At 60.4% G+C, this 20,841-nt stretch carries 24 protein-coding genes and 1 pseudogene; all 25 read left to right on the forward strand.

Translation table 11 applies throughout. The annotated features are described in order from the left end of the window. Nucleotides 1-7: 7 nt before the first annotated feature. The 25 genes and pseudogenes from FG94_RS07895 (at nucleotide 8) to FG94_RS08015 (ending at nucleotide 20,782) form a co-directional block, all read left to right on the forward strand. The gene (locus tag FG94_RS07895) at nucleotides 8-274 is read left to right on the forward strand and encodes a hypothetical protein (protein ID WP_036209465.1); all 267 of its coding nucleotides are present in this window, start codon (nucleotides 8-10) and stop codon (nucleotides 272-274) included. Between the two features lie 20 nt (nucleotides 275-294). Next, a complete protein-coding gene (locus tag FG94_RS07900; protein ID WP_036209467.1) occupies nucleotides 295-585 on the forward strand; it encodes a hypothetical protein in 291 nt (96 codons plus the stop codon). Nucleotides 586-777: 192 nt separating this feature from the next. After that, nucleotides 778-987 (forward strand): hypothetical protein, encoded by a 210-nt coding sequence (locus tag FG94_RS07905; RefSeq protein WP_036209470.1) that lies wholly within the window; start codon nucleotides 778-780, stop codon nucleotides 985-987. Nucleotides 988-1,273: 286 nt separating this feature from the next. After that, nucleotides 1,274-1,609: a hypothetical protein gene (locus FG94_RS07915; protein WP_051996333.1), complete on the forward strand. Its 336-nt coding sequence runs from the start codon at nucleotides 1,274-1,276 to the stop codon at nucleotides 1,607-1,609. Between the two features lie 18 nt (nucleotides 1,610-1,627). Continuing rightward, on the forward strand, nucleotides 1,628-2,014 hold the full coding sequence (locus FG94_RS07920; RefSeq protein ID WP_036209477.1) for a hypothetical protein: 387 nt from the start codon (nucleotides 1,628-1,630) through the stop codon (nucleotides 2,012-2,014). A 14-nt stretch (nucleotides 2,015-2,028) separates the two neighbouring features. Then, nucleotides 2,029-2,319 carry a hypothetical protein gene (locus FG94_RS07925; protein WP_036209480.1) on the forward strand — a complete coding sequence of 97 codons (291 nt, stop codon included), beginning with the start codon at nucleotides 2,029-2,031 and terminating at the stop codon, nucleotides 2,317-2,319. Nucleotides 2,320-2,415: 96 nt separating this feature from the next. Continuing rightward, nucleotides 2,416-2,766 carry a hypothetical protein gene (locus tag FG94_RS07930; RefSeq protein ID WP_152570893.1) on the forward strand — a complete coding sequence of 117 codons (351 nt, stop codon included), beginning with the start codon at nucleotides 2,416-2,418 and terminating at the stop codon, nucleotides 2,764-2,766. Between the two features lie 699 nt (nucleotides 2,767-3,465). Next, nucleotides 3,466-4,188: a hypothetical protein gene (locus tag FG94_RS27165; protein ID WP_152570894.1), complete on the forward strand. Its 723-nt coding sequence runs from the start codon at nucleotides 3,466-3,468 to the stop codon at nucleotides 4,186-4,188. A gap of 92 nt (nucleotides 4,189-4,280) precedes the next feature. Continuing rightward, the gene (locus FG94_RS07935; RefSeq protein WP_036209486.1) at nucleotides 4,281-4,589 is read left to right on the forward strand and encodes a hypothetical protein; all 309 of its coding nucleotides are present in this window, start codon (nucleotides 4,281-4,283) and stop codon (nucleotides 4,587-4,589) included. A gap of 17 nt (nucleotides 4,590-4,606) precedes the next feature. Next, nucleotides 4,607-4,783 (forward strand): hypothetical protein, encoded by a 177-nt coding sequence (locus tag FG94_RS27625; protein WP_161783949.1) that lies wholly within the window; start codon nucleotides 4,607-4,609, stop codon nucleotides 4,781-4,783. A gap of 404 nt (nucleotides 4,784-5,187) precedes the next feature. Then, on the forward strand, nucleotides 5,188-5,469 hold the full coding sequence (locus FG94_RS07945) for a hypothetical protein (RefSeq protein ID WP_036209494.1): 282 nt from the start codon (nucleotides 5,188-5,190) through the stop codon (nucleotides 5,467-5,469). 164 nt (nucleotides 5,470-5,633) lie between these two features. Continuing rightward, nucleotides 5,634-5,942 carry a hypothetical protein gene (locus FG94_RS27170; protein ID WP_152570895.1) on the forward strand — a complete coding sequence of 103 codons (309 nt, stop codon included), beginning with the start codon at nucleotides 5,634-5,636 and terminating at the stop codon, nucleotides 5,940-5,942. A 156-nt stretch (nucleotides 5,943-6,098) separates the two neighbouring features. Further along, nucleotides 6,099-6,791: an IS6 family transposase gene (locus FG94_RS07950; protein ID WP_081925863.1), complete on the forward strand. Its 693-nt coding sequence runs from the start codon at nucleotides 6,099-6,101 to the stop codon at nucleotides 6,789-6,791. A gap of 549 nt (nucleotides 6,792-7,340) precedes the next feature. Then, complete coding sequence (gene frmR, locus FG94_RS07960) at nucleotides 7,341-7,616, forward strand: formaldehyde-responsive transcriptional repressor FrmR (protein ID WP_007182548.1); 276 nt, start codon at nucleotides 7,341-7,343, stop codon at nucleotides 7,614-7,616. Nucleotides 7,617-7,675: 59 nt separating this feature from the next. Next, a complete protein-coding gene (locus tag FG94_RS07965; protein WP_007182549.1) occupies nucleotides 7,676-8,785 on the forward strand; it encodes an S-(hydroxymethyl)glutathione dehydrogenase/class III alcohol dehydrogenase in 1,110 nt (369 codons plus the stop codon). 43 nt (nucleotides 8,786-8,828) lie between these two features. Then, nucleotides 8,829-9,227 (forward strand): VOC family protein, encoded by a 399-nt coding sequence (locus FG94_RS07970; protein WP_017514589.1) that lies wholly within the window; start codon nucleotides 8,829-8,831, stop codon nucleotides 9,225-9,227. Nucleotides 9,228-9,409: 182 nt separating this feature from the next. After that, a complete protein-coding gene (locus tag FG94_RS07975) occupies nucleotides 9,410-10,744 on the forward strand; it encodes a DUF3422 family protein (protein ID WP_023106334.1) in 1,335 nt (444 codons plus the stop codon). Nucleotides 10,745-10,802: 58 nt separating this feature from the next. Beyond that, nucleotides 10,803-11,633, forward strand: coding sequence for an S-formylglutathione hydrolase (gene fghA / locus FG94_RS07980; protein WP_011871465.1), 831 nt, complete (start codon nucleotides 10,803-10,805; stop codon nucleotides 11,631-11,633). Between the two features lie 16 nt (nucleotides 11,634-11,649). Continuing rightward, a complete protein-coding gene (locus FG94_RS07985; protein WP_036209517.1) occupies nucleotides 11,650-12,957 on the forward strand; it encodes an NAD(P)/FAD-dependent oxidoreductase in 1,308 nt (435 codons plus the stop codon). Nucleotides 12,958-13,008: 51 nt separating this feature from the next. After that, nucleotides 13,009-14,322, forward strand: a complete 1,314-nt coding sequence (locus FG94_RS07990) for a replication-associated recombination protein A (protein WP_036209519.1) — start codon at nucleotides 13,009-13,011, stop codon at nucleotides 14,320-14,322. A gap of 60 nt (nucleotides 14,323-14,382) precedes the next feature. Further along, on the forward strand, nucleotides 14,383-16,248 hold the full coding sequence (nhaA, locus tag FG94_RS07995) for a Na+/H+ antiporter NhaA (protein ID WP_036209522.1): 1,866 nt from the start codon (nucleotides 14,383-14,385) through the stop codon (nucleotides 16,246-16,248). A 25-nt stretch (nucleotides 16,249-16,273) separates the two neighbouring features. Then, the gene (locus FG94_RS08000) at nucleotides 16,274-18,925 is read left to right on the forward strand and encodes an excinuclease ABC subunit UvrA (RefSeq protein WP_036209524.1); all 2,652 of its coding nucleotides are present in this window, start codon (nucleotides 16,274-16,276) and stop codon (nucleotides 18,923-18,925) included. Between the two features lie 189 nt (nucleotides 18,926-19,114). Further along, complete coding sequence (locus tag FG94_RS08005; protein ID WP_051996334.1) at nucleotides 19,115-19,807, forward strand: IS6 family transposase; 693 nt, start codon at nucleotides 19,115-19,117, stop codon at nucleotides 19,805-19,807. Nucleotides 19,808-19,994: 187 nt separating this feature from the next. Next, nucleotides 19,995-20,174, forward strand: a pseudogene (locus tag FG94_RS08010) (IS5/IS1182 family transposase); the annotation flags it as partial. A gap of 233 nt (nucleotides 20,175-20,407) precedes the next feature. Beyond that, complete coding sequence (locus tag FG94_RS08015; RefSeq protein WP_152570896.1) at nucleotides 20,408-20,782, forward strand: STAS/SEC14 domain-containing protein; 375 nt, start codon at nucleotides 20,408-20,410, stop codon at nucleotides 20,780-20,782. Nucleotides 20,783-20,841 lie beyond the last annotated feature (59 nt).

Genomic DNA, 20,841 nt, shown 5'->3' on the forward strand with positions numbered 1-20,841 from the left:
AACAACCATGCTCATCCTCTCTTGGCTCGCCTGGACCCTTTGTACGGTGATGTGTCTTGCGAAGGTCTGTAGGGCCGCCTCAGCGAAGCGGCGTATGCTTGATGCGGTTCTCGTCAAGCCTACCGAACAATTGTCACAACCCGATCTTCGAGTGCTTCTCTCAGGTGATTCACGCGACGCGATCGAACGACACAAGGATGCCATGGCGTTCGCAAACACCGCCGCCGCGCTGGCCGTCGCGTTGATCGTGTTGATCGCGATAAGCACGTTCTAACCGTTCATCAAGGAAAACTCATGCTCTTCAAGAAAGCAAATGGACAGGTGAGCGACGTCGATGTGTCGAAAGCGTCGGTCATGATCCTCGGCCCATCGGTCGGCGCTGAGTCGATCCTGTCGCAGTTCACCAGCGGCGAGATCAACGGTATGTTGCAGTGGGCACGAACCCATCGATCGGCAAACGGGGCGATCAACCTGGTGAACTGGCCGGGATGGCAGGACGCCTGCGAACGCCTGCACCTCGACGCCGGCCGTGCTCGCGAAGTGGCTGCGGCCCTGCTCGCACGCCTGGGCACGTCAACCCTGTAACCCTCGGAAAACTTTCAAGGCCGAGCATGTGAGCATGGAGAAAATGGCTTTTAGCTGATGCGGGTAAACGTCATGCAAGACCGCATCTAATCGTAGCGACGGCTACGTGACAGCGAACGAACCCTGACCGGGGCTGCTTTGACGAAGGCGCCGGAATAGTAACCGGCACGAACATAACGTGGAAAACGCAAGATGGACAAGGAACAGATCGTCGAGCAGTTGAGGGGCGGCTACGAGCTGTACAACCGCGGCACAGGCTGGTGGCTCAATGCGCCCAAGCGTGCGAGTGGCGCGGCTGACGCCGTCAAGGTCGACGACGACCTGATGAACGCGCTCGAGCTGGACGGAACGCTTCGGATCATAATGCTGACGCGTTCGATGCGCGCGGAACTGCCGCAGTAGGTCGCACATGGTCGAGGGAGTTGATTACTGCATCGATGTCTCAGCGGACGGACGGACGGTCTGGGTAAACGGCGCTGACGGATCTTGCATCGGGCGGTTCAGCAAAAGGTTCGGTCTGGACGTGCACAAGACGTTGATCGAACAGATGGGTGGAGGAAGCCAGTGCTTGCACTGCACGCACGAACCCGCGGGGCCGGCTGCATGGGATGACTTTAGGGCGCAGATGCAGCTGCACTACCGTATCGAAGTACCAGCTGATCTGATTAGCTGGAAGTAGAGGACTTAGATGGCAATCAAAACGACTGGCGCCGAATTCTGGCGTTTTTACAACGACGACAAGTTCTGGCCCGATGGGGCTTGGCACGACGATACCGTCATGACGGTGAACGGCGAAGTGGTCGATGACTACACCCGCGAAACCATTCCCGACAATGCGCAAGTGGTTGTCGACGGAGGTGTGATTTTCTTAGACGAAGGTGGTGATCGCAGTGTGAACTTCGACAGTCACTTCCGCAAATGGCGCAAAGCCCAGGATACCGTGTCGATCGTCATCGAGTGTCCGACTGCGTCTGCTGATGCTGTGAAGGCCGCGATCAAGGCGGCCGGTGGCAAAGTCATCTGAACCCAAGGAAAAATAGCAATGCCACGAACAGTAGAGACCATCGTAGCGAACCACCAGGCCGCAGCAGCACTTCGCGCTGCGGGCAAACCGATCTGGCCTCGGCGGGTCGACATCAAGTCGATCATCTGTGAGGACCAGACCAGCGAAGATCCGGCCGTGATCGCGTCGAAGGCGAACCGCATTGCGGGCCAGCTGCGCCGACATCTGCCGGCGGCCGTTCTCGATTGCACTGACCCAGATTGTGACTTCGACTTCGTTGATGCCGTGGAGATGATGGAACAGTGCACAGTGGAGTCCCTCGCTGGCGACTTGGAAAACGGCGTCGAGGCCGTCGAGATGTTCAATGGCTGGCTTGAAACGGTCTACGACTGGGCAGACGCTGAGCGTGTTTGGCTCGGCCACTGAAGCCAAGGAGAACCATGTCTGATGTATTCGAACCAAGAAACGAGCCTGCGAAAAGCATCTATCTAGCTTTTCAGGCTGAGGCGACGAAGCGCAAGGCGCGACAGGTCGAAGAGTGGGTCAAAGCGGAGCGCGCTGCCGTACACCGCGAATGCCTGCACCAGGCGCAGAAGCTCGGCTTGGTTCCTCCAACGATGGAGGAGGTAGCCGCGGCCGAGCGTTATGCGATGGGCTCGATTGACTATGGCGCCAAGTGGGCCTACCAGCTAGTCCGGGTGATGAAGCCGGTCACCAGCTCGGCAAACTGAACAGGACGGAAAAATATGGATATGCCCAAAGCAGAGTTAGACCTAGATTCCGAGCCGTGGGTCGTTAGTAGACGACGTACGATCGACAAGCAAACCATGATCGACATCATGTTGTTTGTAGAGTTCCAGGCGAGACGGACTGAAATGCTCGAGCGAGCTGGTTTCACTGATGATTTCTGTTCAAGCGACAAGATGTTCGACTACGTGCTCGATGCGCTTGGCGCTCCTGCAAACGGCGAGCAGCTCATCCAGAACGGCGTGACCCGGTACTTTTCGAGAGAGTGGTTCTACCAGCTTTTTTACTCGGACTATATCCTCCAGAAAGGTGAGAATGGCCTCTCTGTCGCTGAGGTCCTGAAGCAGATCGTACAGGAGTTGGCTTCCGATCTCTCTGCGCATTGCCACGCGGAGCACCGTGGATTTCCGGTTCAACGCATCGTACGGTAGCGCTAGGAAAAGAGCATGAATATTACGCTACCAAATTGCCCGAAATGCGGCCATGCCGAAACGGCTCCCGTCCGACTCGGCATGAGCGCCTTGCCTTACCAATGTCCAAACTGCCACACGGCGTTTAACCTGGTGGTGGCGATGTCGGACGTTTCGCAGCTGCGGAACGCATACACGAACTCGCACGCCGACGAAGTGACGGTATCGGCCAATTGTAAGATCGTCTTCCCGTCACCCTAACTGTCCCGGAAAACGACATGGCCACACCTACTTACTCCCCGGTCGCATACTGCTACTGGTCCTGGCGCGTAGCGCCGGGGAAGCCGTGGGAGAGGGAAGACCCGGCACCGAAAATTTGTCGCGCCAGTATTGGCGAACGCTGGGTGACGGTGTGGCTTCCTCGCGGCGCGAAAATCCGTGTGCGTCGGCCGCGCTTCCAAGCTGATCGCGGGGAGTACAGCCATGTGTATGGCCAGGATCGCGACAACCTTATCGAAATTCGTGTTCCCGACGCGGCCCGACCGCTCGAACACGCTTAAGACGGAAAAGTTAGTTGATCGGCCGGTGTGAATTTCGGAGAGTCTTCCCCTATACGTCGTCAACTATCATGTTCGCCTTCGCCTTCGCCTTCGCCGCGCTCGACGCGGCATTGGCATTGAGAGGGCGGCGCAGTGCTGCCTAGCGAAAGAAAAAACGAGTATGTCCCACACAAGCCTCACTCTAGAGTTCGACGACCGACTGACCACTATTTCACACTACTCTCATTATCCGGAGATGATGGTAGCAGTCGGTGATCTTTACCGAAACGCTACTCTGCGTATCTTAGTCCTGGGCGAAAGCCATTACGTTGATCAAGCCGAGGCATCGAATCATCCTGACCTGTGGTACGAAGGCCGAAACATCTCGTGTGTGGCCACGATACCTTATATCTGTACGCGCAAAATTTTCGACAATGCCATCAATGGCCGTAAGAAAAGTAAATCGAAAGCGATTTTCCACTCGTTGGCGAGCGCACTTAGGGCTAGTGGAGTCGTCGGGACCTTGCCTGGCAGCCCGTTGCAGTCGATAGCGTATATGAACTATTTCCAACGGCCAGCGGAAGAAAGCGGCAAATCGCTGAGGGTCCACCCACGCGATGTCATCGAAGCTACGAGCGTTGTCAACGAAGTGGTTTCGATCTTGGAACCTCAATTGGTCGTCTTTGCTTCAAGACTCGCATGGAAGCATGCAAAGGCTGGCTTGGCTGATCAGTTGCAGCAAGTAGGTATCCACACCTTGGACGTTCCTCATCCTGCGACATCTTGGTGGAATCGGCCGTCACAACCGATGAAAGGACAAACAGGTCGCCAGCGATTGGTCAGTGCCATCTTAACGGCGTCATCAAACAGTATGGCCGATCGAAATACGAGCACGAAAAGCTAGGAAAAGGCCCAGCAGCACCCGAAGCCCGCCATGAGCGGGCAACGGCATTAAGAGGGTAGGCACGGTGCCGGTCCAGCGAACGAAAGCGACACATGAATACGAACGAGCAGCAGTGCGTCGGCTCCATCCGCCTGGTGTACGCCGACACGACCAGCAATGAAGTAATCACGCTGGGCGGCGCCGGTTTCATCACCCGCGAGGAAGACGATGCGGCATGGGCGAATGTCCCGGCCTTCGCCGGCGCAACCAACCTGGTTGCCGATCGCCTCGACGCCAACGGCGACATCGTTGACGACAAGCCGGTGTCGGTCGAGACGTGCGAAATCCTGATGGGCGCTTCGATTGAGCAGCTGATCGCCGCTGGCCGCGCCAACCTGGCCGGCGAGCTGGCGAGCGCATAACTGGACCGGAAAACGACATGAGCGACAAAATCAAAATCCGCGTGGCGATCAGCACGCAAAAGATCAACAGCGAGTGCGTGGTCGAGCTGGAGTTCGACCGGGCCGAATGGGAAGGCATGACCGACAAAGAGAAGGATGACGCTTGCCGGGAGGCTGCGTTCTCGATGATGGAATGGTACTGGAACGAAGTCTGACGCCGAGGAAAAGGCCCAGCAGCACCCGTAGCCCGCCGTCGAGCGGGCATCGGCATTGAAAGGGTTGGCACGGTGTCGGCCCGTCGAACGAAGCGGAGAAGTAGATGCGAAAACCTTTGACTGTCCCATTGAGCCTAGCAGATAAAGGCCAAATCGCAACGGCAGTTATCGTCGTTGTTGCTCTCGTGTTCTGGATCGCGTCACCGTGGGTAATCTCAATAACGGCGTCGCTGGACGCCATCGTGTTGCCGACGCCGTTTGATCGCTTGTCCATGGGTAGCGTGGCCTATGGCATCCTCGCAGCGTGTCTACTGACGAGCGCCCCCTCGGTGTACCAAGGACTATGCACGGCCTTAGTCCAATCGCGCGCCCTGGTCGTCAACCACGACTAAGCACGGAAAAGCATGAGCACCTACTATTACCTCGTGTGCCTGGAAACGATGCAGTCGGTTGAAGTGGCCGCCAGCATCGGCGGTATGGACGGCGGCAGCGTCCGGTCAACCCAAGAGCCGAAAGCGCTCGCAATGTTCTGCATAGCGCACGCCGGGATGGGCGTCGAAATGATGAACGACGACCAACTGGAGGGTCGGAAAATGGATCACGGCGAGCTTACCGAATGGACCGCCGCGAACGCTGAGGAACGTTTTAAAGCAGTGGCCGGCGAAACCCCGCCGAGCTACGACTAGACCAGCGGAAAAGGGCAAGAGCGATAGGCGGTTTGATCGGCTTGACGGCCTGGTACTTTGACCGCGAGCAGGACTAAAGGAAACACCCAGCAGTAACCATGCCGCGCTCGACGCGGCTGAGGCATTGAGAGGCTGGCATCGTGCCGGCTGCAATAGGAGCAGCCATGACATATCAACGGACAAAGAATGGAAACACATTCACACTTTGGATCGCGATCGCGGTTGTACTCACCGGATCGCTCGGCTATCAGCTGAATAGTTATGACAGCGATACAATGGTTGCCGTATTGGGCGCTCCGTTTCGACATGCGGTCGCATCCAAAGCAATGTTTTGGGTAGCGGTGTTCACGATACACATTGGTGGCTTATTGGCGTTCTTAATGGAAGAACGTCGCATCAAAATCCTATGCACCAGCGCGTTCGTATTACTAAGTGCATACGTAGCGGCGTTCCTGGCTGTAACCGCTCCCTAACGATATCGGAAAAGCGCCGCGTGCGCCCGACAGCCGGCCGGTAGCCGGTATTGTTTGAAAGATGAGTATGACGAACACCGTTGGGTTCTGTCGCATTAGGGAACGTCGACGGGTCAATCGGGTAAACTGCGGCGCCCGAACCCAGGACGAATCGATATGCTCAACTTCAAAGGGATGCGTTTTCCTATCGACGTGATCCTGGTCTGCATCCGTTGGTATGCAGCCTACCCGCTGAGTTACCGGCACCTCGAGGAGATGATGGAAGAGCGCGGCGTGTCGGTCGACCATTCGTCGATCAACCGGTGGGCGGTTCGTTTCCTGCCGCTCATCGAGAAGATGGCCCGGAAATACAAGCGCCCCGTCGGTGGCAGCTGGCGAATGGATGAGACCTATATCAAGGTCAAAGGGGTCTGGAAATACCTCTACCGCGCCGTCGACAAGCAGGGCAAGACTGTCGACTTCCTGCTAACGGCCAAGCGCGACATGCCTGCAGCGAAGCGCTTCTTCGAAAAGGCGATGGGTGCGAACGGCAATCCCGACAAGATCGCGATGGACAAGAGTGGTGCCAATAAGGCGGCGATCGACGAGGTCAACGCTGGTCGCGACGTCCGGATTGCGGTACGCCAAGTCAAATACCTCAACAACATCGTCGAGCAGGACCATCGCGCTATTAAGCGGGTGACCAGGCCGATGCTCAACTTCAAATCGTTCCGGTCCGCCAGTTCGGTGCTGGCTGGAATTGAGCTGATTCACATGATCCGCAAAGGTCAGTTCGAGATCGACGGCGCCGAGGCGATGTCGTTCGCCGACCAATTTTCTGCGATGGCAGGAGTGGTCCGTCCAGTGTGAGGGGCGCAGCTCCGTTTTCGGCCAATTTCCGCCGTTTGATCAACAACGCGACAGAACCCGATCTATGCACCCATGGATCGCGGATTCCCGGAGGATGGCATTCTCGCGACGACTTGCGGCACGCAGACATGGGCGATTGCTGATCTGGACGTTGAAGCCCTCGAACGAAACCAGGAACAGGCCCAGGTTGCGGTCGATCGTGACTGGGACGGCCAGATGTTGCCTGCACTGAGGAAGGCTCGGTACTCGGGTCGTCAGGTCGCCTAGCCGGTCTCATCTTGATAGCTTCAGCTCGATGAGTTGGCTTAGATAGGCCATATCTATCTGCGCATAGATTTTTCCAGTTTGACCGGTTTTGAACTTGCCCCGATGCTGTCGATACATGCAAGAAATATTCATTGATTTGAATGTTTTGCGCTTCTTGGGAACAAATCTGTACTAGCCTGTAATAGTGCTCGAAGAGCACAGAATTTGTGGCGAAGTTCGGCCGCATATACTATGGTGGAGTATTGTATAATGGGGCGGTGTACCCAAGTAGAGAGGTGTTCGATGCCACACAGCCCGGAAGAAAAGAAGCAAGCCCTGACGCGCATCCGGCGCATCAAAGGTCAGGTAGCGACTCTTGAGCAAGCGCTCGATGCAGGTGCGGAATGCCCTGCAATTCTTCAGCAGCTTGCGGCCGTTCGTGGGGCAGTCAACGGATTGATGGCAACCGTTCTGGAGAGCTATCTGCGGGAAGAGTTTCCCAGTAGCGAAATCAGGAGCGATTCGCAGAACAAGTCCATTGACGAGACCATCTCTATCGTCCGCTCCTACCTGCGGTAGATGCACCAGGGTGCCCTCGGTGAGGGCAAATTTAGTTAGCTAGTAAAGGAAGCGACATCATGAAATCACGTGCAGCAGTTGCCTTCGGGCCAGGAAAGCCGCTGGAAATCGTCGAGATCGACGTCGAGCCGCCGCGCAAGGGCGAGGTGCTCATCAAGATCACGAACACCGGCGTTTGCCATACCGACGCCTTCACCCTGTCGGGCGACGACCCCGAAGGTCTCTTCCCGGTCGTGCTGGGTCATGAAGGTGCGGGTATCGTCGTGGAGGTGGGTGAAGGTGTGACCAGCGTGAAGCCTGGCGATCACGTCATTCCCCTCTATACCGCCGAGTGCGGCGAGTGCCTGTTCTGCAAGTCCGGCAAGACCAACCTGTGTGTCGCGGTGCGCGCCACCCAGGGCAAGGGCGTGATGCCCGATGGCACCACCCGCTTCAGCTACAACGGCCAGCCGATCTACCACTACATGGGCTGCTCGACCTTCAGCGAATACACGGTGGTGGCCGAAGTCTCGCTGGCCAAGATCAACCCGGACGCCAATCCCGAGCATGTCTGCCTGCTGGGTTGCGGTGTGACCACCGGCATCGGCGCTGTTCACAACACGGCCAAGGTTCAGCCGGGTGACTCTGTGGCCATCTTCGGCCTCGGCGGCATCGGGCTCGCTGCGATTCAGGGGGCACGCCAGGCCAAGGCAGGTCGCATCATCGCCATCGACACCAATCCAGCGAAGTTCGAGCTGGCTCGTACCTTCGGCGCGACCGAATGCCTCAACCCGAAGGACTTCGACAAGCCGATTCACGAGGTTCTCATCGAGATGACCGGTTGGGGTGTCGATCACACCTTCGAGTGCATCGGCAACGTCAACGTGATGCGCTCGGCACTAGAAGCAGCACATCGTGGCTGGGGCCAGTCGATCGTCATCGGCGTGGCTGGTGCAGGCAAGGAAATTTCGACGCGCCCGTTCCAGTTGATCACCGGTCGCACCTGGAAGGGCTCGGCTTTCGGCGGGGTCAAGGGCCGCACTCAACTTCCCGGCATGGTGGAGGACGCAATGAAAGGCGAGATCGATCTCGCCCCGTTCGTCACCCACACCATGGGCCTCGACGACATCAACAAGGCCTTCGACCTGATGCATGAAGGCAAGTCGATTCGCACGGTGATCCACTACTGACCGCCCACTACCCATTCAACACCAACCACCAAGGAAATTAATCATGTCCACTCCTGTCATTTCTGGCGATGGCATCTTTTCGCACATTTTTATCGGCGCTGCCGACCTTCAGAAGTCGGTCGCGTTCTACGACGCCGCTCTGGGTGCTCTTGGCATCAAGAACCTCGGTCCTTTCAACAACGGATGGGTACTTTTCGGTCGCGAAAAGCCGGCTTTCATCATCGCCCGTCCGGGCAATGGTGAAGCGCCCTCCAGCAACGGCGTGACGATCGGCTTTGCGGCCGCCACTCCCGCCGAAGTGGATGCCTTCCATGCTGCCGGCCTTGCCGCAGGCGGCACCGACGAGGGCCAGCCTGGCGCACGTGGTCACCTGCCGGGTGCCTATGCGGCCTACCTGCGTGATCCGGCGGGCAACAAGGTCTGCTCGTACACCTTCGTCTGAAAGCAAGGAAGCTGAGGGCGTTCTGAAAGGGCCAGCACAAGCCTCTATACGGCGAGCCTATTAGACGGACCGTGTAGAGCGGTGCCTGCTCATGAAGATCGGCCCGCAGCCATGTGCGAAACGCATGGCTGCGGGCATTTGCTTTGAAGCGTGTTTTTCAACCAATGAGAAATGAGGTCGTTATGCAAGAGCCGGCCAACATCAATGCGACGACCGTACAACCCGCCCCGACCGCCACCGTGTACGGCATGCCGGCCTATGCCGATCGTGCTGCGGCCGTGGGTGAAGTGCATGCGCGCCCGCATCTGTTGATTCAGGCCCCCCGCGGCATATTGCAGCTCGCTTTCATGACCGAAGGCGATCAGGCCAGGGATCAGATGGCGATGAGTGAGTTGTCTCATCGCTTCGGCGTTGCCGAGCCCGACCACGCTACGCCGCTTCACGGCATGACATGGGATGAGGGAGACCTGCACTGTGAAAAGCACACCGAGTTCTCAACGTATCTCTGGTGCGCTTCGCTGGATTCCGAGACGGGAGAGCCGTGCGGCGAAAATCCGTTCAAGCATGGATTTGTTCCTCCCGGCCCGGTCGTATCCGGCATCCGTTTGAGACTTCTTCCATGGACGCCGGAAACGGAGAAGGAGGCCGATCGCTTCGATCCTGCCAGCCTGTGCTACTCGCTGGTGGAGAACGGCTCTGCCGCCATCCTCACCGACTTCCGACAGGATGAGGATGGCCTGACGCAGATCCTCGTCCTTGCCCGCGATTTGACCCCGGCGCGGGCGGGTGCGCTGGCTCAACGTCTGCTGGAGATCGAGACCTACCGTACCTTGGCGTTGCTGTCCTTGCCGTTGACGCGGTCGATGACGTCGGAGCTGCGGCGCATGGAGTCGCGCCTTGCGGCGATCACCGACGAGATGTGTACGAGCTTGGTGGAACGGCGCGACAGCGACGTGCTGCTGTCCGAATTGACCGGCCTGGCTGCCGAACTGGAAGCTGGCGTTGCGGCGAATCTCTATCGCTTCGGCGCCAGTCGTGCCTACTACGAGATCGTCGAGGAAAGGCTGGCAGCGCTTTCGGAAGAGGCCGTATCCGGGTACTGCACCTGGGCGGATTTCCTGCAGCGTCGCATCGCTCCCGCCATGCGGACATGCCAATCCGTAAAGGAGCGCCAGACCAAGCTCTCCGACAAGCTGACCCGGGCCATCGCGTTGCTGCGTTCCTGGATCGACGTCGAGCTTGAACGCCAGAACCGCGATCTGCTTGCGTCGATGAACAACCGGGCCAAGATGCAATTGCGCCTTCAGCAAACCGTCGAAGGCCTGTCGGTCGCGGCAATTTCTTATTACGTCGTGAGTCTTCTCGGCTATTTGCTCAAGGGCATTCCGATGGTTCACGACAGCGTGGCGCCGGTGATGGCGGTTCTGGTGCCTGCGGTGATGCTGACGATCTGGTGGATCGTGCGCAGGATCAGACACGCCCACGGCGACACGGCAGCGGAAGAGAAATCTTCCTGACGAGCTGCCGTCCTGGCGCGCGAGAGCTGCGCCGTTCCTTTGAACATAGGAGAACTACATGGAACGCATCGAACATCACGCCAGCTTTGATGGTTGGCAGGACGTTTATCAGCATGAATCCACGACGCTCGGTTGCACGATGAAGGTCGGCGTCTATCTGCCTCCGCAGGCACAGCACGGCAAGGTGCCGGTGCTGTACTGGCTTTCAGGCCTCACCTGCACCGAGCAGAACTTCATCACCAAGGCCGCCGTCCAGCGCTACGCGGCCGAACATGGCATTGCCGTCGTCGCGCCCGATAGCAGTGCTCGCGGCGAAGGCGTTGCCGACGATCCTGCCTATGACCTCGGACAGGGGGCGGGTTTCTACGTCAACGCCACACAGGAACCCTGGGCTGCGAATCATCGGATGTACGACTACGTCGTGCAGGAATTGCCGGCGCTGATCGAGGCCCACTTTCCCGTGACAGCGGAGCGGAGCATCAGCGGCCATTCCATGGGAGGACACGGCGCTCTGGTCATCGCCCTGCGCAACCCGGGCCGTTATCGAAGCGTCTCGGCCTTCTCGCCCATCGTCGCCCCCACCCAGGTTCCCTGGGGGCACAAGGCCTTCGAGGCGTACCTGGGCAGCGATCGGGAAGTGTGGAAGCAGTACGACACCGTGGAGCTGATTCGCACCGTGCAGGAGCGTTTGCCGTTGCTGGTTGATCAGGGCTTGGGCGACGAGTTCCTGGAGAGCCAGCTTCAGCCCGACCTGCTGCGCAAAGCCTGCGACGAGACGGGGCACCCGCTCACGTTGAATCTGCGCCCAGGCTACGACCACAGCTACTACTTCATTGCCAGCTTCATTGGCGAGCATATGGCACACCACGCATCGGCGCTGAAACGCTGAGAGAGGAGATCAGGTCATGACAAAGACCTCCAAAAACCGACATCACGTCGTCATTATCGGAGCGGGCTTCGGCGGGATCGAGGTTGCCAACCAGCTTGCTGGTGTCGAGGTCGATGTGACGATCATCGATCGGCGCAATTATCACCTGTTCCAACCCTTGCTTTACCAGGTCGCAGGTGCGTCACTTTCGACATCCGAGATCGCCTGGCCTATTCGCTATCTCTTCCGAAATCGCCCGGAAGTGAACACCTTGATGGCGGAAGTGGAAGGTATCGACCAGGACGCGCGTCAGGTCATTCTCAACAATGGAATGCGGCAAACCTACGACACGCTCGTGCTCGCGACAGGTGCTACCCATGCCTACTTCGGACACGACGAATGGGGGGCTTTCGCGCCGGGGTTGAAGACGCTGGAAGATGCCACGACCATTCGGGGCCGAATCCTCGCGGCTTTCGAGGAAGCTGAGCGCACGAGCGATCCTCAGCAGCGTGCCGCGCTGCAGACGTTCGTCATCATCGGTGGTGGTCCCACCGGGGTTGAATTGGCCGGAACCATCGCCGAGCTGGCACGAGACACGCTGGCGCGTGACTTCCGCTCGATCGACCCGAGCACATCGCGGGTTGTACTGATCGAGGCTGGCCCGCGTCTGTTGTCGGTCTTTCCAGAGGATCTTTCGGCCTATACGCGCCAGGCACTCGAAAAACTCGGGGTCGAGGTCGTGCTGGGTACTCCGGTCACCGAATGCTCGGCCGACGGCGTGGTGTATGGCGGCAAGCCCCTTTCGGCCAAGACCATCGTCTGGGCCGCCGGAGTCCAGGCGTCTCCCGCAGCTCGCTGGTTGGGCGCTGCGTCTGATCGTGCTGGTCGAGTGGTCGTTGGCCCTGACCTGACGGTGGCCGGTCGCCCGGAGGTCTTCGCCATCGGCGATACAGCCTCGTGCACCATGGCCGATGGGAAGCCCGTGCCGGGCATCGCCCCGGCCGCCAAACAGCAAGGGAAGTACGTCGCTAACCTGATTGGACGGCGTTTGAAGGGCAAGCCCGCTGACGGGCCTTTCAAATACCGGCATCAGGGGAACCTGGCCACCATCGGCCGCAGCCTGGCGGTGATTGACATGGGGCGGGTGAAGCTGCGTGGTGCCTTTGCGTGGTGGATCTGGAAGCTGGCGCACATCTACTTTCTGATCGGCACGCGAAATCGTCTCAGTGTCGCTTTGAGCTGGGTATGGAACCACAGCATCGGCTACCGCGGCTCTCGCATCATCATGCATGCGATTGCCGACAAAGAGCCCACGGCGTTGGATAAATCCGGCTCTCTGGATTGAGGTGCCCACCTTATCGGAACGTCAACTATCAGAAATGCCAGGGAGAGGAACTTGACCGATCTATTCACGACAAAGCCCAAGCCTCCCTTGGCCGAACTCCTGCGGCCCAAGACGCTGGACGAATTCGTCGGGCAACGGCACTTGCTCGGCCCCGGCAAGCCGCTGCGTCTCGCGTTCGAGGCGGGCAAGTTGCACTCGTTCATCCTCTGGGGGCCGCCAGGCGTGGGCAAGACCACCCTGGGGCGCCTGGCCGCCAGTGCGACCGACAGCCGATTCATCGCCATCTCGGCCGTGCTGGCCGGGGTGAAGGACATCCGGCAAGCCATCGACGAGGCCCAGGCCGAACTGGACAACCATGGTCGATCGACGGTGCTTTTCGTCGATGAGATCCATCGCTTCAACAAGGCGCAGCAGGATGCCCTGCTGCCCCATGTCGAGTCGGGGCTCCTGACCCTGGTGGGGGGGACGACCGAGCATCCGGGGTTGGCGGTCAATTCCGCACTGCTCTCGCGCGCGCAGGTCTATACCCTCGAACCGCTGTCCAGCGACGAACTGAACCAGCTCTACGAACGCGCACTGCCGCATCTCCAGGGCGTCACGTTGGACGCGGACGCGCTGGATCTGCTCAAGGGCTTTGCCGATGGCGATGGCAGGCGCTTCCTCAATCTGCTTGAGCAGGTGACGAATGCGGCGTCGGGCGCTGGCAAGACCGTGGTCGATGGCCAGTCCGCCAAGCTGTCCACCAGTCCATCGCTGCGCAGGTTCGACAAGGGCGGTGACGAGTTCTACTGGCAGCTCTCAGCCTTCCACAAGTCGCTACGGGGCTCCGACCCTGATGCGGCCCTGTATTGGCTGGCCCGCAACCTTGACGGTAGCGGCGACGTCAGCCAGGTGACCCGCCGCATGGTGGTAGTGGCCAGCGAAGACATCGGCAATGCCGACCCGCAGGCGCTGCAACTGGCGCTCAATGCCGCGCTGGCTTATGAGAGGCTGGGTTCCCCCGAAGGCGAAATACCGATTGCCCACGCGGCGACCTACCTTGCTGCCGCCCCCAAGTCGAACGCTGCCTATGCCGCCTGGAACAAGGCGAAGACCTTCGTCAAGAACAGCGGCTCCCTGCCTGTGCCTCTCCATCTTCGCAATGCGCCGACGAAGCTGATGAAGCAGATGGGATATCATGAAGGCTACCGCTACGCGCATGATGAGCCCAACGGCTATGCCGCTGGGCAAAGCTACTTTCCCGAGGGCGTGGCGCGGCCGGGCTGGTATCAGCCAACGGACAGAGGTGTTGAGCGCAGGCTGGGAGAATGGCTTACTTGGCTGCGCTCGCTGGATGATGGGACGCTGCCAGAGGCGGACGCCTGACCGGTCGCCTCCGAAACCGGCTCATCGCGACTTCACGAACTACAGGAACAGGATAAGAACATGTCAGCCACTTCTTTCGGTGCATCCTCGGCGAATGTCAGCCTGGGACGCGTTGCCCGCTATCTGCGCACGGAGTCTGGTGCTGCGGTGCTGCTGGTGATCGTCACGGTCGTGGCGCTGGCGTGGGCGAACTCGCCGCTATCCGATGCCTATTTCGAGTTGTGGCACCTGGACGTCGGGTTTGACTTCGGGCCGCTGGGCCTGCACATGGACCTGCATCACTGGGTCAACGACGGCCTGATGGTCGTCTTCTTCTTCCTGATCGGCCTGGAGGTGCGTCAGGAGTTCGCCCACGGATCGCTCCGGGATCGCAGCCGTGCCGGTCTCGCCCTGATCGCGGGGGTCGCGGGTGTTGTGCTTCCCGCTCTGGTGTACGTCCTGCTCGTGGGGCTGGCCGGAGGTCAGGGCCTGCACGGGTGGGGTGCGGTGGTCGGCACCGATACGGCGTTCATGCTGGGCACCCTGGCGATCGTCGGTCCGCGGCTGTCCGGTGAATTGCGTGTGTTCCTGCTCACCCTGACCGTGGTCGATGACTTCCTCGCCGTGTCCATCATCGGCATCGTCTATAGCGAGGAGATCCGGGTCGTCCCGTTGTTGATCGCCCTCGCCAGTCTCGTCGGGTTGTGGTTACTGGGGCGCACCCGCCAGTGGCGGGCAATGCCGTATGTGCTGATCGTGATCGTGCTGTGGCTCGCAACCGTGTATTCCGGCATCCATGCCTCCCTCGCCGGGATGGCCGCGGGGCTCCTGATCCCCGCCTATGCGACGCAACGTCACGGGGTCGTTGCGGCAAGACAGTTGTTCCGTGACTTCTGGCAGTCTCCGAGTGCCGCATCGGCTCGCGCGGTGGACTGCGGGCTGTCCCAGGGTATCTCGGTGAACGAGCGGCTGCACGAGTTCCTGCGGCTGCCGACAGCGCTGCTGATCGTGCCGGTGTTCGCCTTGGCGAACGCCGGGGTGGACCTGCGTGGTGGGCTGCTCGCTGAGGCCTTCGGCTCGCCCGTGACCTGGGGCGTCATCGCGGGGCTCGTGCTCGGCAAGCTCCTGGGCATCGGGCTCACCACGCTCGTCGCCGTCCGTCTCGGCCTGGGCCGGCTGCCCGAGGGCGTCGGAATGGGGAGCGTGTTCGGTGGTGCGGCACTGTCCGGGATCGGGTTCACCGTGTCGCTGCTCATCATCGGGCTCGCGTTCGGCACGACCTCCGACCTGGGCCGCCAGGCGACGGTCGGCGTGCTCGTGTCGATGATGCTCGCCACGTTGCTCGGGTGGCTCATCTTCAAGGTTGCCGCTCGCAGGTGGGGTGAGGAGAACGCCGATCTGCCGATGGTGCTTGAGCCGCCGGTCGATCCCGAGGTCGATCACATTCGCGGGCCAGAGGACGCGCAGCTCACGCTGGTGGAGTACGTGGACTTCGAGTGCGAGTACTGTGCGCACGCTACCGGTTCTTGGGAGGATCTGCGCGCCCACTTCGGGGACGACCTGCGGTATGTGGTGCGCCACTTGCCGCACCACCCGCATGGGCCGATCGCCGCGCGTGCGTCCGAGGCGGCATCGAATCAGGGGATGTTCTGGCCGTGGCTGGACTTCGTGTTCACCCGTCAGCACGCGCTGGAGCGCGAGGATCTGATCGGCTACGCCGCAGAGCTTGGGCTCGACGTCGATCGGTTCATCGCGGATCTCGACAGCCCTGCGGTGATCGAGCGTGTCGAGCGCGACCTCGCCAGTGCGGTCGCCAGCGGTGCGCACGCCACGCCGACGTTCTTCGTCGAGGGTCGCCGCCTGCGCGGCAGCTACGACGCCCGCTCTGTCACCGCAGCGCTCGAAGCTAGCCGCCGCGGCACCCGAACTCAGGAAGTCCCGTCCTGAGCGGGACGAACTGCAAGATAAGAACATGCCAAACAAGTCTTTCGGTGAATCCTCTTGTACCGCTGCGGCCAGCGGCCTCGTGCAGGTGCGTGGCGCGCGCGAGAACAACCTCAAAGAGGTGGACGTCTCCATCCCGCGTAACGCGCTGGTGGTGTTCTCGGGTGTCTCCGGCTCCGGTAAGTCCTCGCTGGCCTTTGGCACCATCTATGCCGAGGCCCAGCGGCGCTACTTCGAGTCGGTGGCCCCCTATGCGCGGCGACTGATCGACCAGGCCGGCGTACCGGACGTCGATGCGATCGACGGCCTGCCGCCGGCGGTGGCGCTGCAACAGCAGCGGGGCTCCAGCAACGCGCGTTCCTCTGTGGGCAGTGTGACCACCTTGTCCAGCCTGGTGCGGATGATGTATTCGCGCGCCGGCGCCTACCCAGCCAACCAGCCCATGCTGTACGCCGAGGATTTTTCGCCCAACACGCCGCAGGGAGCGTGCCCGACCTGCCACGGCCTGGGCCATGTGTACGAGGTGACTGAGGCCATCATGGTGCCCGATCCCTCCCTGAGCATCCGCGAGCGGGCGATCGCCTCCTGGCCCCCCGCCTGGCAAGGCCAGAACCTGCGCGACATCCTGGTCAGCATGGGCTACGACGTTGACCGACCGTGGAAGGACCTGCCGAAGAAGGATCGCGACTGGATTCTGTTCACCGAGGAAACACCGACGGTGCCGGTGTACGCCGGCTTCACGCCCGCCGAAACCCGCGCCGCGCTCAAGCGCAAGATGGAGCCGAGCTACATGGGCACCTTCACCGGCGCCCGGCGGTATGTGATGCACACCTTTGCCAACACCCAGAGCGCGCTGATGAGAAAGCGCGTGTCCCGGTTCATGGAGGGCAAACCGTGCCCCACCTGCCACGGCAAGCGGCTCAAGCCCGAGGCGCTGTCGGTCACCTTCGCCGGCGTGGACATCGGCGCGTTCATGCAGATGCCGCTGGACCAGTTGGCGGCCTTGCTCGAACCCATCGCCCAGGGCGATTTCCGCGCCCATGCAGCGGGGGCGGCTACGGACAAGGAAGCGACCCGACGCGACCGTGCCGAACGCGCGGCCTCCGGTCGCGCCGTCCATGCGGTATCGCCCGACGTGCGCCGCACCTCGGCGCTATCGGAAGAAAAGCGCCTCGCCGCGCAGCGCCTGGCCGGTGGCGTGATGGCACGCCTGCGCCAACTGCGTGGGCTGGGCCTGGGCTACCTGACGCTGGACCGGGCCACACCGACGCTTTCGGCCGGCGAGTTGCAGCGCCTGCGGCTGGCCACGCAATTGAGTTCCCTGCTGTTCGGTGTCGTGTACGTGCTCGACGAGCCCTCCGCGGGCCTGCACCCCTCCGATAGCCAGGCCCTGTACGACGCACTCGACCGGCTGCGCGACGCCGGCAACTCGGTGTTCGTGGTGGAGCACGACTTGGACCTGATGCGCCGCGCGCAATGGCTCGTGGATGTCGGGCCGGATGCTGGGGAGCGTGGCGGCCGCGTGCTCTACAGCGGCGAGCCGGATGGCCTGCGCAAGATTGCCGAATCGCGCACCGCCCGCTATCTGTTCGAGGAGATCCCCGCGCCGGGAAGCCGGGCACGCGAAGCGACCGGCTGGCTGGAACTGCAGGGCATCCACCGCCACAACCTGCATGGCGTGGATGCACGCATTCCGCTGGGCGTGCTGACGGCCGTCACCGGCATCTCCGGCTCGGGCAAGTCCAGCCTCGTCGCGCAGGCCCTGCCGGAGCTGGTGCTGCTGCACCTGGGCCACGGGCCGGAAGACGATGTAGCCGAAAGCGCCACCAGCGAAGGGCCGGCAGTGATCGAAGCGACTGGCGGTCGTCTGGCGGGCGACGTGGACGCCATACAGCGCATGGTGCAGGTGGACCAGAAACCGATCGGGCGCACGCCCCGATCCAACCTGGCCACCTACACCGGCCTGTTCGACCATGTGCGCAAGCTGTTCGCCGCCACACCCGATGCGCGACGCCGCCGCTATGACGCCGGGCGCTTCTCGTTCAACGTCGCCAAGGGACGCTGCGAGACCTGCGAGGGCGAGGGCTTCGTCAGCGTGGAACTGCTGTTCATGCCCAGCGTGTACGCGCCGTGCCCGACGTGCCATGGCGCACGCTACAACGAGGCCACGCTGAAGGTGCAATGGAACGGGCGCAACATCGCCGAGGTGCTGCAGATGACCGTGGACGAAGCCAGCGAATTCTTCGCGGGTGAAGACGCTGTGGCAAGGCCACTGCAACTGCTGCGCGATATCGGACTTGGTTATCTGCGCCTGGGACAGCCGGCGACCGAGCTTTCCGGTGGCGAGGCGCAGCGCATCAAGCTGGCGACCGAGCTTCAGCGCAGCCAGCGCGGCCGAAGCCTGTACGTGCTCGACGAGCCGACTACCGGGCTGCATGCGTCGGACGCCGACCGGCTGCTGGTGCAGTTGCAGCGCCTGGTCGATGCCGGCAATACCGTAGTGATGATCGAACACGATATGCGCGCGGTGGCGCAGGCCGACTGGGTGATCGACGTAGGGCCTGGTGCAGGCGCTGCCGGCGGCAGCATCGTGGTGGCGGGCTCCCCTCAGCAGGTGGCCCGAACGCCTGGCAGCAGAACCGCTCCGTTCCTTGCACAGGAGTTGGCACGGGCCGAGTAGCTCAGTTCGCCAAATGTTGCCAATTTTCGCGGGGCATTGATCGTCGCCACACGACGGTGGCGATCAATGCCCGAATCGCGTCATCCTTCCTGAGTCAGAGCAAGATAGGGATTGTTGGGGGTTTTGTCGCGTTAGCCGAGCGGTTGTCCCGATCGGGTAGACTGCAACGCCGCACATTGACGATCCGATATGCTCAGCTTCAAAGGAATGCGTTTCCCGATTGACGTCGTCCTGGTCTGCATCCGATGGTACGTGGCCTACCCGCTCAGCTACCGGCACATCGAAGAGCTCATGGAAGAGCGGGGCGTGTCAGTCGACCATTCGACGATCAACCGTTGGGCGATTCGTTTCCTGCCGTTGATTGAAACACAGTCACGAAAGCATAAGCGTCGGGTCGGCGCTAGCTGGCGAATGGACGAGACGTACGTCAAGGTCAACGGCGTCTGGAAGTATCTCTACCGTGCAGTCGACAAGGAAGGAAAGACCGTCGATTTCCTGCTGACGGCACATCGTGACACGGCGGCCGCCAAGCGTTTCTTTGAGAAAGCCATGCGGGAGAACGGTGTGCCGGAGAAAATCGCGATGGACAAGAGCGGAGCCAACAAGGCCGCGATCGACGAAGTCAACGACGCTATAGCTGTCCCAGTCACCGTACGGCAGGTCAAATACCTCAACAATATAGTTGAGCAGGACCACCGCGCGATCAAGCGCTTGACCAGGCCGATGCTGGGCTTCAAGTCCTTTCGTGCAGCGGCCAACGTGCTCGCCGGCATCGAGCTCATGCACATGATCCGCAAGGATCAGTTCAGGATTGAAGGCGTTGCTCGCACATCGTTCGCCGACCAATTTTATGCGTTGGCAGGACAAATCCGTCCAGTTTGAAAGCGGACCATTCCTCGCCAGCAAATCTGAGCCTCAAATCGCTAACGCGACACAACCGGCCGGGATGATGAGGGGGAGCGATGTCGCAGAAATGGGCTGAACACGGACGGTGTTCGGCGACGGCGGTGTATCAGTTTTAAATCGCTGGGACGACGAAATCTGTATCAGTTTTCAATCGCCGTTGACAAGATGGAGCGGCTACCACCGGCGCAGCCTTGTTGAAACCAAGATGCGCTGCTTCAAGCTGCTGGGCGAACGGGTGATGGCGCGCGACTTCGACCGTCAGGTTGCCGAGTTACAAGTGCGGGCTGCCGTGCTGAACCGGTTCACTCGGCTGGGTACTCCAGTTACGGTCCCAGTGTTATAAAACGAACTACAAATGGCGTTAGCTCGGCCTTCGCTCGATTTACGCAACAAAGCCAGTCACAGCTTTACTTCATATAGCGGTCGTCCGCGTCATTAGGCGTAACGTAACTATCAAGACCATGTACTTGCCTACTGAGCAACAAGTGCCTTACACTGAGCATTGCGAACGGCCGAGATCGGCCAGAAGCAGTCGCAGCAAATTAATTGCAATTTCTGAAATAATTACTTGACCACATGCTAAACAGTCAACTTTGGATTGAACCTCTCGGTAATGTTGTTGTGGTTCGAGTGAGAGGGGAATTAACTGAAAGCTTGCTCAAAGAAATACATGAGCGCGTAATTCAGCTACTGCGAGATACCGAATACACGCGCGTTCTCTACGACACATTGGAAATGGAATCACCCGACATTGACATCGCATTGTTGCAAGAAAAATTAAACGAAAAGACAAAGCAACTGTTCGCTGACCAATCTCTCCGTAAAGCCATTTTGGTTTCGAATACACGATTGGGTTATCTGTCGCGGATCGCCTTCGGACAATTTGGTGAGGGGGACTACCGTGTTTTCTATAACGATCTCAGCCACGCCTTGCAGTGGCTTGAGACGTGAACAAACCGTCCGCTTCGGGTCGGGAGCTGCCTGTCATGACAGTCCGAGATTTTGTTGGC

The sequence above is a fragment of the Massilia sp. LC238 genome, assembly GCF_000735635.1.
Classification (GTDB): domain Bacteria; phylum Pseudomonadota; class Gammaproteobacteria; order Burkholderiales; family Burkholderiaceae_D; genus Telluria; species Telluria varians.